Genomic DNA, 275 nt, shown 5'->3' with positions numbered 1-275 from the left:
AGCCCGATCAGGCTGTGGTTGCGCGAACAAGCGTTCGGCTTCCTCGGCATGCGGACGGAACTGCTCGCCAATAAAATCGGCAATCCACTGGGCGCAGGCGAGGTACAAATCTTCTTTCGAACCGAAGTAGTAGGTGATGGCAGCGATATTCTGCCCGGCCTGGGCGGCTATCTCGCGAGTGGTGGCGTTCATTCCATATTCACCAAACTGCGCCAGTGCGGCAGCAATCAGCTGTTTTTTCGCCTGTTCACCCTTGATTGTCATGGCAGGATTAT

1 pseudogene is annotated in these 275 nt (G+C 55.3%); it reads right to left on the bottom strand.

What is annotated here, in order from left to right:
- Window positions 1–275, bottom strand: a pseudogene (gene cecR / locus KI369_RS30010) (DNA-binding transcriptional regulator CecR); the annotation flags it as partial.

The organism is Bacillus sanguinis, assembly GCF_018332475.1.
Taxonomy (GTDB): Bacteria; Bacillota; Bacilli; order Bacillales; family Bacillaceae_G; genus Bacillus_A; species Bacillus_A sanguinis.
Note: the sequence above shows the minus strand (reverse complement) of the source record. Positions and strands in the feature narration are given on the sequence as shown.